The following is a 12,754-nucleotide window of genomic DNA, read 5'->3' as shown; positions in this document are numbered from 1 at the left end:
GAAGATAAGCGAAAAAAAAGATGGACTAAAATTCATTCCAAAGGCAAAAAGAAATATGTATTAAGTATATCATTGATTTATGTGATTTTTTCATTACTACTTGTAACACTTCAAGTGTTTGTGCTTAATAGACTCCTCCTAACGTATATTCCATATGTTATTATTTCTTATCTAATGTATATTTTATGTTTTGGTTTATTAGGCATTTGGATAGGAAATAGAACCTGGAACGCTAATACAAGGAAGTTCGAAAAATAGGTAAAATATTGTGATTGTGAATTAATGTACTTACGCTAACGGGTGCAATAGTTAAAATTCGGATCGCTGCGGCGGTCTTTTTGCTTGTTCTACTTACGGGGCGGGATAGTTGAACAAGCTGATATAATAAAATAGGGTTTTATCTTCAGTTTTTAGGAGGAATACTTTGAAGAAATTTCGTTGAAAAAATAGATACTTTCGTAATTTATGGAGAGAAGTAGAGACTTGTGATTTACAGCTTGATACGAATTCGTGGTTTGATTTTTGGCATACTCATCTCGATTTTTTCGGAGTTGGTAAAAATAGTTTGAAAATAAGAAGAGAACATATTAAAGCCCATTTAGCTTTGTATAATAAATTATTAAAACAGCTTGAAACATTTGAAAAGCCTTATCAATCTTGGATATGTATTCACGAAGGAGACCCTATCTCAGATGCAGTATATATCCATACGCCAAATCCAAATGATGAATACTTTCCTCATAAGATTAACGAACTGATTTGGAATTGTATAATACCAAGCACATTTAAGGATTTAATAAATCTTGTTAAATTTGATGTAGGTTACTTTAAAATTGAATTTGAAGAAGTCTATTATATACAATCAAAGGAACAAGGTATTAGTTTATGAATCGTTCTTCAGCTAACGGGTGCAAGAGTTAAAGATGAGGATCGCCGCAGCGGTCTTTTTATTGTTGAACTATCGAAGCAGGTTAGTTTAAGAAGCATGTATGGAAACTAATACCATATTTAAGTTATTTTCATTCGGTGGGTGCTTATTTTAAGGAGGAAACAACATGGTGGAAGAACAAATCAATCCTTATGAAAATTTCAATTTAATTCATGGTTGGAAACTCATAATGCAATTTAATTTTTCGTTATTTGCAAATAAAGATGAATTTGTAATTATTGATACTGATGATGAGTATATAGCCCGTTTTAACATTACCGAGGTTGGGGTAATTGATTTTAAAAAAACGACATATGGCTTAAATCCGAAGATTGATTTTAATAACAAAACAATAAAGATACCGATTATTACTGAACACGGGGAGTATGAATTATAGCAGGTTAATTCGGTTTTGTTATTAAGCAAGAGTTGAAGATCAAGCTGCCATTTTGGTGACTTTTTCTTATTCAACTAAAGGTGCAGGTTAGTTGTATAGGGAGACATCATTAAAGTTATTTCGACGACATAATAAAAAGCATCCCAAAAGGATGCTAAACATACTATAAATTATTTATTTCCTTCAACTCTAAATAAACTGCAGCCATATCGAGCTTTGCTTTTCCATTTTCATTTGCAGAACGATAAGTAGTATTCGCTACTTCAGCAAGTGGTAATTTGGTTGCCAGGCGATCTGCCTCGGCTTTTACTAGTCCTAAATCTTTAGACATTAGTTCGAGCATGAATGCAGAAGGAAATTCCTCTTGACGGTACATCTCTTTTTTTCCTTGGAATAGAGGTGTATTCATTCCAGAAAGTGAAATCATCTCCAATACTTTTTCTTTATCTAACCCTGATTTCTCGGCTAATAATAATGTTTCTCCAATACCTTGTCCAATAATGCCAAGTAACAAATTAATGGCTAATTTTGCAGAGCTACCTTTGCTACTTGAACCAAAATGAATTGTTTCTTTACCTAATAAATTAAAATAAGGCTGGCAAATATCAATAGCTTTTTCTTCTCCACCCACAAGAATAACTAATTGGGCTGCTATAGCAGCTCCAACTGAACCAGAAACTGGTGCATCTAAATATATGCCGCCTCTTTCAGATACCAATTTCGCATATGATAATGAATCTTCTGGTGAAATCGTACTCATGTCTACTAAAACCTTACCTGGATGAATAGCATCTAATACTCCATTGTCTTGAGTTAATACTGCTTTTACAGCATTAGAGTTGGATAACATAATAAAAATAATATCAGATTGATCTACAACTTCTTTTGGTGAATTTAGTTTAGTTGCTCCAGATTCTACTAAGGAGAATGTTTTTTCTGGGGAACGATTATATATATTCACTTTGTAGCCTTCTTGTAAAAGATTCTTTGCCATAGGTGCACCCATATGACCTAATCCAATCCATCCTAATGTATGCATTTTCTTTCCTCCTAATAAATTAGAATTAAAGTAAAGATAAGATGATAGACCGCCATCTCCTAATGAGTAGCGGTCTGTCTGGGGCTTATTTCTGTTTAAAATAAAATGAAATATACTTCCTTTCTTTTATGTCAATTTTATTTTTTTGTTTTACTACGAAAGTTATTCTAAATTAAATTGCGTGTACATTTTATTTTTATTTATTTTGGTAAAATATTCTTTGTAAGAGGCATTTGTGTTTCTTGAAACCTTGAGGTACCATACTCGAATTGTTACAGTAGACATGTGTTCTGATATATCCATAAAATATTAAATAATAAAATACAATAATAATTAGTTATAATATCGTTGAAGGAGGGGGCTTTATGGCTAAACCAATTAATCAATCATTAAATGAATGCTTGTTTTTTACTGTGAAAAAACTGGACCGTATTTTAGACAAAGTTGCAGAAGTAACGTTCAAACCAACTGGATTGGCTCCAACATATGGCTTTATTATATTAGCCGTTAAAGAAAGTCCTGGTATAACTCAAAAAGAATTGGCAGAATTACTGCATACAGCACCGTCTACAATTGCCCGCTTTATCCCAAAAATTAGAACATAAAAATCTTGTTTATCATGAACAATCTGGTAGAAACACTTTAATTTACCTAACAGATGAGGGAGTGGCTTTAGCGGAGCAAGTAAATGAGGCGTGGGATAAACTGAACAACTTTTTCTCCGATGTCCTAGGGGGAAAAGAGCACGATGAGCTTGCCATCCATATTAGTCATGTTGGCGACCAATTTAAATAAAAGATTAACAAATAAAAATATAAAACAGAGCCCTAATTCCTCTAAAAGGAGCTAGAGCTTTTTTTTATTTGTTGATTAGTTACAGGTTCCTAATTTTTCGGTTAGGGTAGTTTGTGAAGTAATGTACTTACACTAACGGGGGCTTATGTTTAATAAGAAATTTTAGTGACGACAGGGAAACTGTCGTTTTTTTAGTTATCAATTAGCAAGTCTATTCGCAGTGCAATTAGCAGGAGCATAATAAAAATTATGCTTCTGCTAATTCACCTTCTATTTACAATGTTAATTTTGGTATGAAGATTGTCATAAACGTTATCAAATCAACTAAATAGCAGAGTGATATTATGTACAAGAAGGTAATGGGATGAGAATTGCTGATCAATTACCAGATAAACAGAAACAGCAGCTAGAGCAAATGAAGTCACCTAAGAAGAAACGTAAGGCTAAACCTAAGACTAATTTATCCAACTCCATTTTTATAGGGTTAATAATTGCGTTTAGCTCTGACATTTTAGGGATAGATTCTTCCACGGTAGAATATCCTTTTTCGATAGATTCTACTTTTTGCTCTTTTATCCGTTTGAATTCCTTTATGAGAGGAGATTTGAAATAGATAAATTAGCATTATTTTTTCCAAGGCAAAATCAATATTTATTTAGATGTTGAAGAATTAAAAAAGGATTTTGATTACGAATCCTTTAAAAAGGAATTCTATACCTTAGTGAAATTATGAATAATAATGTCTAACAAATTACGAAGTTCCGAATATTAAGAACAGTAAAAGGATTAAAGTAAATATAATTTAGAAAATGGATATGATATTCTAACAATATGATTAAAAATATTCATTTTAAAAAATAAAGGATATAATCGAAATGAAAGAAAGGATGGGGGGAGAATTATGAAATCATTTTCAGTGGTTGCTGATTATCTAACTGAACATGCTGATTCATTAGCAGTTAAAGTCGTTGATGATATTGTCCAAAGACTTGGGATCGTACTTTCTCAAGAAGACTTAGAGTATTACTACAGTGTTTACACTGAGTTCATCACATTATCGGCTGAAGGCATAACTTTAAATGAATATGAAGTACCAGAAGGTTTTTTAAAAATGAGTCAAAAAAGTGGAGAACGTTCAGCGGCGCACAGGGGCAGAATTTCAGGAATAATCGGGCGTTATCCTCAAATTAGATTGGGTCTTATAGACCAAATCACAAAGGTTTCTTTAGAGCATGGACTTACCTTTGAAGAATCTGCTGAAATAAATAAACGTGTTAACTATATGCTCGATATAACCGTTACTGAGACCATACTTGCTTTTGAGCGACAGACCGATAGTGTCATTGATAAAAGAGGAAAAGAGTTAATTAAAAAACAAAAAGCAATTGATGCATTATCGGCTCCTATTGTACCTATCCATGATGGTATTGCTGTTCTTCCTTTAATAGGAAACGTTGAATCTGAAAGAGTTGAACATATTTTTAATTGGGTTGTACCCGAAATTTCTCGATTAAAGCTTGCATACCTTATTATGGATTTCTCCGGAATTGTTACTATTGATACATATGTTGCAAGTCAGTTATTTAAAATAAATGAGGTTCTCCGGTTGTTGGGAGTAAATATGGTTTTTACTGGTATTCGTCCCGATTTAGCAACAAAATCTATTAGTGCCGGAATCGACTTTTCATCGATTAAGACGTATGGATCTGTTTTAAAAGCGATAGAAGTTATAAAATAAAGTGACCCTATTTATTATGACGATTTAGTTCAAATGAATAAAGAGAACAAAGTTCTTAGAACGCAGATAGAAGAACAAAGGGCAATTTGGAGCAAAGTAATGAAAAAAGAAGTTTCTGGTCAAAGGTTATCGGGTTGATTCTCGGTGACCTTTTTTGTTATTGGTTATCGAACAATTTTTACCAATATTCAGAATGACGGCGTAATCAGTAAAGATGTTTATCGTAAATATGTAAGGAATAACATGGAGAAAACAAGAATTGAAATGATACGAAACATGGAATTAATGAAGATATTAACCGAAAATATTTTTGAATCAACTGGTTACAATGAAATTTTACAAAGATATAGAGTTTCTACAATTGAAGAAATTCCTAATGAAATTGTTAAAAGCAAAATAGCAAAAAAATAATTTGGCATTTGAACACTTTAGATTTTTCATCGTGTTCAGATCATTTCAATCTTCTTGCTTTACAGTTTTTTGAGTGTGCAAGTGAAAAAGAAGAAAGAAAATATGAGCTTAAAAAGGAGGATATTCCTACAAAGGCTCTTGCTTTTAAATACGTCCTTTCCAAGGAAGATGAAATCATTCGCGTGATGTTTGCTGATAAACCATATATTAGCACATATTCTCGGTATCAATCCTGCCTTAGGAGCAGCAGTTGGTATGGTATCAGTGGTTGACTCCGCATCTAATACTCCAATAGCAGCGGTATTTATGGGATTCGAGTTATTCGGCAGTTTAACGGGAATATATGTCGTAGCAGCCTGTATCACAGCTTATATCTCTATAGGGCATAGAAGCGTTTATCCAGACCAATTGGTAGCTTATCCAAAATCATTGTGGATAAGACTAGTGCCAGGGATTGCCTTAGAAAATGAAAAAATTCATGTATCCTATACCCTTTTAAAAAAAATCAAACGAGGTTGAAACTAGAAGGGGACGAGCTAATGCCTGTTGGTGGAACTTATGATGTTGATAAATACGTTCACTCAACAAACGTTAATAATCCATCTCCAACCTTTAGGAAGGGGGTATTATTATGGTTAAATTCAATTGAACATGCATTTTATTAGCTGATGGTAGCGTTTCAATTTTAATTCTTCTTGTAATTTACCGTCCTAAAGCGGTTCTTTTAATAAAACAACCTCTTCCTCCCATTTATTAAGGGTTGGGAGAGGTTGTTTTATTTTCTTGCGAATCCTTGTTTCCATTCTTTACCAGACTTAGGGCTCAATTAGATATTTTATAGTGTTTGATGAATGGAAGGATTTAGAAGATTTAGATTGGGTATTACACAATAATAAGATATATCGCTTAATGAATGATTACTTTAAAAAATTGATGAATCTATATCAACTATCTAAGGCATTGTGGGAGTTAGATTGTGAAAATTGGAAACGTTTGCAAATTCTATATTATCTAGCTCTAACATCAAGAACTCACCATCCCGCCATTTGGAGTCTACATCTTATGAGCTGTGAATACAAGAAAGGGGAGTAAAAGGATTGAAACAGAATAAAAAGTGCGTGGCCATGTTACTGGCAGGTGGACAGGGCAGCCGACTTAGTTTACTGACGAAGGATAAAGCAAAACCGGCTGTTGCCTATGGGGGAAAATATCGAATTATTGATTTTCCTTTAAGTAACTGTACAAACTCTGGAATTGATACAGTAGGAGTATTAACTCAGTATTTGCCCCTCGTTTTGCACTCCTATATCGGAATCGGAAGTGCGTGGGATTTAGATCGAATGTATGGCGGGGTAACCGTATTGCCTCCTTATTCGGAAACCTCCGGTCTTAGGTGGTATAGAGGTACGGCAAACGCGATTTATCAGAATTTAAATTATTTAACACAATACAATCTAGAATACGTGATCATTCTGTCCGGTGATCACATTTATAAAATGGATTATACTAAAATGCTTGATTACCATATTGAAAAGGATGCAGATGTGTCTATTTCTGTCATTGAAGTGCCTTGGGAAGAAGCAAGCCGGTTTGGAATTATGAATACGAATGAGGATTTAGAGATCATTGAGTTCGAGGAAAAACCGAAATCTCCCAAAAGTAATTTAGCTTCCATGGGTATCTACATCTTTAAATGGCCGGTTTTAAAAGTCTTTCTAGAAATGGATGATAAAAATCCACAATCAACCAATGATTTTGGCAAGGATATTATTCCACTGTTGCTGGAAGAAAATAAAAAGGTTGTCGCCTACCCATTCAAGGGCTACTGGAAAGACGTCGGGACAGTGGGCAGCTTATGGGTAGCCAATATGGATTTATTAAATGAAGATACAGAACTCGATCTTTATGATCGAGAATGGAGAATATACTCTGCCAATCCAAACCGGCCGCCCCAATATATTGCCCCGTCCGCACAAATAGAAGAGTCATTGATAAATGAAGGCTGTACGGTGGAAGGGATCATCCATCATTCTGTCTTATTCCAGGGAGTATCCGCAGAAGAAGGGTGTCAGATACGCGATTCTGTTATTATGCCTGATGCCCGAATTGGAAAAAATGCCGTAATAGAGAGGGCGATTATCGCCCCAGGAATTGTTGTTGAAGATCATGCTGTCATTCGTCCATCAAAGCAGGATGGTGTCATCCTGTACGCAGGTGAAGAATCGTAAGAAAACTAAAAAGAGAAGAAAGGGTGATACTTTTGTCTTGTTCAATGCTTGGAATTATCAATGCAACCACTGAGTTTGACACATTTCAAACTTTAACTGCTCATCGTACATTAGCCTCTCTTCCGTTTGCAGGACGCTATCGATTAATTGATTTTATGTTATCCAATATGGTGAATTCAGGAATTACGAATGTAGCTATATTCACCGGACAAGAGGTTCGGTCCCTGATGGATCACTTGGAATCTGGGAAGCAATGGGACTTGGGCAGAAAGCGTGATGGGCTGTTTGTGTTTTCACCTGAAGGCAATTCGGAGATTGAGAGATTTGGATCTTTTGCTCATTTTGCAAATAATATGACTTATTTCATGCGTAGTAAGCAACAGTACGTAGTTGTTGCCAATTGCTATACCGTCGGAACGATTGACTTTTGTAAGATTTTAGATTTTCATCTAGAAACAAGAGCGGATATTACAGAGGTCGTTCATGATGGCGAATCATTACAGACCTATATTTTGAGCAAGGATTTATTGCTCTCTTTGTTTGAACAATACAAGGATCAGAGGTATTACAGTATTTTTGATGTTGTGCATGATAAACGCCATACGCTTCAAATAAATAGGTATGATTGGACAGGTTATATTACTAACATTGATTGCCTTCACAGCTATTATCAATCTAGCTTAGATCTTCTACAGCCAACCATATGGAAACAGGTTTTTACTAACAACGATCCCATCCTTACAAAGGTTAAAGATGAGCCGCCAACAAAGTATAAAAAGGGTTCAAAGGTTAGGAATTCCATCATTGCAAATGGGTGCATTATTGAAGGAGATGTAGAAAATAGCATTATTTTCCGCGCTGTTAAAATCGGAAAAGGGTCAATTATCCGTAACTCTATTATCATGCAGAAGTGTCAAATTGAAGAAAATTGTGTACTAGATGGAGTTATTTTAGATAAGGATGCCATTGTGGGGAATGGTATCCAAATGACGGAAAAAACCGAAGCTCCTCTTGTAGTCAAAAAAGGTACCGTGAAAAGGGGCGTTGCTCATTCATGAAGGTTTTATTTGCTGTATCTGAGTGTGTTCCGTTTGTGAAGACAGGTGGCCTGGCTGATATAGCGGGGGCACTTCCTAAAGCGTTAAAAGATCTTGGGACAGAAGTGCGAGTTATTTTACCCAATTAATCTGTCATTCCTGAAAAGCTAAAAAAATCATTTCAGTTCCAAAAAGAGATTCGTGTGCAGCTTGGATGGCGCAACCAATACTGCGGCATCTTTACTCTAGCGCAAGACGGAATTACCTATTATTTTATTGATAACGAGTATTATTTTTATCGAGATTCTTTATATGGCCAATACGATGATGGAGAGAGATTCTCTTTTTTCTGTAAGTCCGTTCTTGAGAGTATTCCTCATTTGGATTTTGTTCCTGATGTGATTCATTCCCATGACTGGCACACAGGGATGGTTAATTTTTTATTAGACGCACACTATCGACTGAATCCGATCTATCAGGATATGAAAACCGTATTTACAATTCACAATTTGCAATTTCAGGGAATTTTCCCTTATTCGGTTATGAGTGATCTGTTAGGATTAAGTCATCAATATTTTAACAACGAGCAGTTGGAGTTTTATGGGGATGTCAATTTTATGAAGGGGGGAATTGTTGCCTCAGATATGGTGACGACGGTCAGCCCAACCTATAAAGATGAAATTCAATATCCCTATTTTGGCGAAAGACTTAACGGGCTCTTGCGAAAGCACAGAAATAAGCTGATCGGAATAGTCAATGGGATAGACGATACGGTTTACAATCCTAGGATAGACCGAGATATTGCTGTTTCATATGATATTGATTCGTTAGAGGGTAAAGCAAAAAACAAGCAAGAATTACAGCACTATTTCGGTTTACCAGAAAAATATAACACACCCATTATTGCGATGGTCACACGCTTAACCAATCAAAAAGGGTTAGATTTAGTGCTCCATGTATTTCGGGAAATGATGAAGGAGGATCTTCAATTCATCATCCTTGGTTCAGGTGACTCACATTATGAACACTTTTTTAACCAAATGGAGCAAGAATATCCCAATAAGATAGGCGTATATCTCGGTTTTAGTGAAGTATTAGCGCATCAAACCTATGCAGGGGCTGATATATTTTTAATGCCATCTCAATTTGAACCGTGTGGATTAGGGCAGTTGATTGCCTTACAGTATGGGACCATCCCCATTGTCAGAGAAACAGGAGGCTTGAATGATACGGTTTTATCCTATCATGAGTTTACAGGTGATGGGAACGGTTTTACCTTTAAAAATTTCAATGCTCATGACATGCTGCACACAGTTAGAAGAGCTATTTTTTATTATCAGGAAAATGAAATTTGGAGTCGGTTAGTAAAAGATGCGATGAGTCAAGATTATAGTTGGCTGCAATCCGCGAAGAAATACAACGATATCTATAGGGAACTGCTGCTAAACTCGGGAATAGAGTAAGCATGATAAGAATGGATCTTTCTAGCAATAAGTTTGTAACACCCTTTTTTAAAGCCATACTTTTTATAAAACAAAAATAATCCACACTTGAGTTAACGGCTCGGGTGGATTATCACACCACAATAGTCGATCCCCTTAGTGGAACCGTCTATTACTCGACCGGACATGTTGCCGCATGACTGGTCTTTTTTAATTTCTTCTTATTATAACTCTATAAAACATTCCCATATATGTAAGGGGAGATCAACAAAGTATAAGAAATACTAATCAATGGTTAATCGTTGGACATCACTAAAACCCGCTGTCTTCTTAAAGTTCATTTGATGACTGAAATTTTGCATGGCATCCGAACAGTCGATATGGTCGAAATTTAATTTGTTTAACGTCCTTTTTTCTATTTTTACCGAAAGGATCATAATCTTTCTATTATAGCCGGTTGAGGTATCCATCATGTTCTCCGTTGCATGGATATAAACAGTGTCCAACGGCAGAAGCGCAAACATATCCCGGGCAATTCTTAATACACAGCTGCAGACATAGTCCTGTTGGATATCAAAGTATTTGCCTTTAGTCATCTGTTTGGTGGATACTTTTCCGGTTTTTGTCAATGATAACTGTTCCTTAGGCACCACTGTTTCACTATGTACATCAAATTCTATTTCCATCGTCTTTGAATCTTCAGCAAAGAACTCGAAGCCGCTTCCAAATTCAAGTAAGTCATCTAATGGATTGAATTCTTGGATGACCTTGAAGTAGGTATCAATATCTCCTTCTATAACCTCAGTGGCTATTCGAACGTCCCTTTCCCAGGAACGATATTCCAATTCATCTTTTTGTCTTGCTTCTATCACTTCATTATTGAGTTTTTCCAATTCCTTATCGGATTGTTTGAATAGTTTCGATATCAGATTCGGTTTATAATTATGTACCTTATCTAATGCTTCCTGTTCATGGAAGCCTATCTGTCCTTGATTTTTATTATAGGGTGGGCTCGCGCTTCTGACCTTAATCCAATTAATCGGTTCATCTGCTTCTTTATGGATGGATTGAATTCTTTCTAATTTATTTTCATAGAGTAATTATAAGCCTATCTTAAATAACCCTAAATTTGACAAAACTATTGCCATCATAATAGCAATAGAAAATTATGCTCCAAGAAATCAAATACGAGATGTAAAATCTGCTACTAATGACGCTAAAGAATTTAAAAAGTTATTAATTGAATTTATGAGTGTAGAAGAAGACAACATTTATATGATTAGTAATGAAGATGCATTAAAAAGTACTTTAGAATATGAGTTTAAAAGTTTATTTTATTCTCTAACAGAAAACGATCGCTTAATTTTTTATTATGTAGGACATGGTTTTCATGATGGTGTTTCAAATTATCTTTCTACTTACGATTTACACCAATATGATATTGCAGCTACTTCAGTTTCATTACAAAAAATTCTAATAGACCCTTTAAAGGCATCGAAATGTAAGAATGCACTAATTTTTATTGATGCATGTGCGCAAACTTTCCAAGTCGAAAATACACGTAGTCAAATTAACAATTTTAATGATGAAGAATTTTTACTACTAACAAATGATTTCCCTAACTATTCAATTTTCCTTTCTTGCCATCCTGGTCAAAAATCATACTCAAGCGATAAATTGGAAAATGGAATTTGGACTTATCATTTAGTCAAAGCAATTAGTGGTACTATAGATGAAGCAATACACTGCAATAAATATATTACTGATAGAACTTTAAATGATTACCTCTCAAATGCAGTATCCACATATACAAAAGAAGAACTTGGATATGATCAGTATCCTAAAGCAATTTTAGATTCTAGCCATGAGAATATAATAATAGAAATTAAAGATTAAAGCGTCATTTAACGGAGGATAATAAAGTACATTTGACTTTATTATCCCTTTTAATATATTTCGTAATTCTTCTAATCAATTTATTTTTTCACTCGCTCTTAAAATAGCATTTTCATCTAGTAGAATGTTTTTCTTTTAGCTAAAAGAATTTTTCACAGTAAATTAAGGTAATTCCCTTGATTTAAGCAGAATACATTGGAGGGATCAAGCTGTGCAACTAACCAAAGCATGGGAAGCATACATGGCTGATACACTATTTAAGGGATTTTCTCTCCAAATTTCATTGTTGCGTAGTATAAGTCTACTACGTAATACAAGAGTTAATCTGGACCGTTTGCAGTAGACTGATCTTATTGAAAGTCAATCAATTTTTTATAACATTTTATTTCTCAAAAGTATGGTTTTATATCTTTTATCACCAGATGTAACTACAGTGGTAAACAGTATGTCATTCTTTGGTACATTCTTTGTCATAGTGCGTCTGATAACGCCGGGAACGTTGCAACACAGTCGATAATAATCCAAGTAAATACAAGTATAGATTCCTTAAAGGATCTAGTTTCTCAATTCACAAACAATGGCTTAATAGATAATAGAGGGATATCCAGTGCATTGACAAAAGCACTTGATTCTAGACATCTACAATCCTTCGTAAATCTAGTTGAAACACAAAGTGGGAAGCAAATTAATGCCACCGTAGCTAATTACTTGTTACGTGACGCAAACTTTCTGCTTGGTCAATAGGGATAGTCTCATAAAGAACAAATTTATACGGGTCTCGCACAGTCGAGGCCCAGTTCATTTAACAATCTTATCACAAAAATAGATGCTTTTAATTCAAAA

13 protein-coding genes and 1 pseudogene are annotated in these 12,754 nt (G+C 34.7%); 12 read left to right on the top strand and 2 right to left on the bottom strand.

Going from position 1 to position 12,754, the window contains the following annotated elements:
- Positions 1-565 precede the first annotated feature (565 nt).
- Both AC3ANL_RS14520 and AC3ANL_RS14515 read left to right on the top strand, forming a co-directional pair.
- A complete protein-coding gene (locus AC3ANL_RS14520) occupies positions 566-889 on the top strand; it encodes a hypothetical protein (RefSeq protein WP_488325149.1) in 324 nt (107 codons plus the stop codon).
- Positions 890-1,055: 166 nt separating this feature from the next.
- Positions 1,056-1,325 (top strand): hypothetical protein, encoded by a 270-nt coding sequence (locus tag AC3ANL_RS14515; RefSeq protein ID WP_488325148.1) that lies wholly within the window; start codon positions 1,056-1,058, stop codon positions 1,323-1,325.
- Positions 1,326-1,488: 163 nt separating this feature from the next.
- Here AC3ANL_RS14515 and AC3ANL_RS14510 read toward each other — a convergent pair whose 3' ends face one another.
- The gene (locus AC3ANL_RS14510) at positions 1,489-2,364 is read right to left on the bottom strand and encodes an NAD(P)-dependent oxidoreductase (RefSeq protein WP_488325147.1); all 876 of its coding nucleotides are present in this window, start codon (positions 2,362-2,364) and stop codon (positions 1,489-1,491) included.
- 365 nt (positions 2,365-2,729) lie between these two features.
- Between AC3ANL_RS14510 and AC3ANL_RS14505 the strand changes: the two genes are divergently transcribed.
- The 9 genes and pseudogenes from AC3ANL_RS14505 (at position 2,730) to glgA (ending at position 10,036) form a co-directional block, all read left to right on the top strand.
- Positions 2,730-2,969, top strand: coding sequence for a MarR family winged helix-turn-helix transcriptional regulator (locus tag AC3ANL_RS14505; protein ID WP_488325146.1), 240 nt, complete (start codon positions 2,730-2,732; stop codon positions 2,967-2,969).
- A 61-nt stretch (positions 2,970-3,030) separates the two neighbouring features.
- The gene (locus AC3ANL_RS14500) at positions 3,031-3,159 is read left to right on the top strand and encodes a hypothetical protein (protein ID WP_488325145.1); all 129 of its coding nucleotides are present in this window, start codon (positions 3,031-3,033) and stop codon (positions 3,157-3,159) included.
- A gap of 364 nt (positions 3,160-3,523) precedes the next feature.
- Positions 3,524-3,772: a hypothetical protein gene (locus tag AC3ANL_RS14495; protein ID WP_488325144.1), complete on the top strand. Its 249-nt coding sequence runs from the start codon at positions 3,524-3,526 to the stop codon at positions 3,770-3,772.
- Between the two features lie 288 nt (positions 3,773-4,060).
- Positions 4,061-4,897, top strand: a complete 837-nt coding sequence (locus tag AC3ANL_RS14490) for an STAS domain-containing protein (RefSeq protein WP_488325143.1) — start codon at positions 4,061-4,063, stop codon at positions 4,895-4,897.
- A 144-nt stretch (positions 4,898-5,041) separates the two neighbouring features.
- Positions 5,042-5,308 (top strand): hypothetical protein, encoded by a 267-nt coding sequence (locus tag AC3ANL_RS14485; protein WP_488325142.1) that lies wholly within the window; start codon positions 5,042-5,044, stop codon positions 5,306-5,308.
- A 255-nt stretch (positions 5,309-5,563) separates the two neighbouring features.
- Positions 5,564-5,827, top strand: coding sequence for a hypothetical protein (locus AC3ANL_RS14480; RefSeq protein WP_488325141.1), 264 nt, complete (start codon positions 5,564-5,566; stop codon positions 5,825-5,827).
- A 605-nt stretch (positions 5,828-6,432) separates the two neighbouring features.
- Positions 6,433-7,536 (top strand): glucose-1-phosphate adenylyltransferase, encoded by a 1,104-nt coding sequence (locus AC3ANL_RS14475; protein ID WP_488329731.1) that lies wholly within the window; start codon positions 6,433-6,435, stop codon positions 7,534-7,536.
- Positions 7,537-7,568: 32 nt separating this feature from the next.
- Entirely contained in the window at positions 7,569-8,594 is a 1,026-nt protein-coding gene (locus AC3ANL_RS14470; protein WP_488325140.1) for a GlgC family sugar phosphate nucleotidyltransferase, read from the top strand.
- Positions 8,591-10,036: pseudogene (gene glgA, locus AC3ANL_RS14465) on the top strand (glycogen synthase GlgA). The gene AC3ANL_RS14470 and the pseudogene glgA overlap by 4 nt, the downstream one beginning before the upstream one ends.
- Positions 10,037-10,299: 263 nt before the next feature.
- Here the strand turns inward: glgA and AC3ANL_RS14460 are convergent.
- Positions 10,300-10,908 (bottom strand): hypothetical protein, encoded by a 609-nt coding sequence (locus AC3ANL_RS14460; protein ID WP_488325139.1) that lies wholly within the window; start codon positions 10,906-10,908, stop codon positions 10,300-10,302.
- A gap of 217 nt (positions 10,909-11,125) precedes the next feature.
- Here AC3ANL_RS14460 and AC3ANL_RS14455 point away from each other — a divergent pair, with 217 nt between their 5' ends.
- Positions 11,126-11,911: a caspase family protein gene (locus AC3ANL_RS14455; protein ID WP_488329730.1), complete on the top strand. Its 786-nt coding sequence runs from the start codon at positions 11,126-11,128 to the stop codon at positions 11,909-11,911.
- The last annotated feature ends 843 nt before the right edge of the window (positions 11,912-12,754 follow it).

It is taken from the genome of Neobacillus sp. DHD-1R, from assembly GCF_057747995.1.
This window is presented reverse-complemented; position numbering and strand designations above follow the sequence as displayed.

Bases quoted from the DNA above. Each gene is read 5' to 3' on its own strand.
- AC3ANL_RS14515 (WP_488325148.1), top strand. From the start codon at position 1,056: ATGGTGGAAGAACAAATCAATCCTTATGAAAATTTCAATTTAATTCAT.
- AC3ANL_RS14510 (WP_488325147.1), bottom strand. From the start codon at position 2,364: ATGCATACATTAGGATGGATTGGATTAGGTCATATGGGTGCACCTATG.
- AC3ANL_RS14505 (WP_488325146.1), top strand. From the start codon at position 2,730: ATGGCTAAACCAATTAATCAATCATTAAATGAATGCTTGTTTTTTACT.
- AC3ANL_RS14495 (WP_488325144.1), top strand. From the start codon at position 3,524: ATGAGAATTGCTGATCAATTACCAGATAAACAGAAACAGCAGCTAGAG.
- AC3ANL_RS14490 (WP_488325143.1), top strand. From the start codon at position 4,061: ATGAAATCATTTTCAGTGGTTGCTGATTATCTAACTGAACATGCTGAT.
- AC3ANL_RS14480 (WP_488325141.1), top strand. From the start codon at position 5,564: ATGGTATCAGTGGTTGACTCCGCATCTAATACTCCAATAGCAGCGGTA.
- AC3ANL_RS14475 (WP_488329731.1), top strand. From the start codon at position 6,433: ATGTTACTGGCAGGTGGACAGGGCAGCCGACTTAGTTTACTGACGAAG.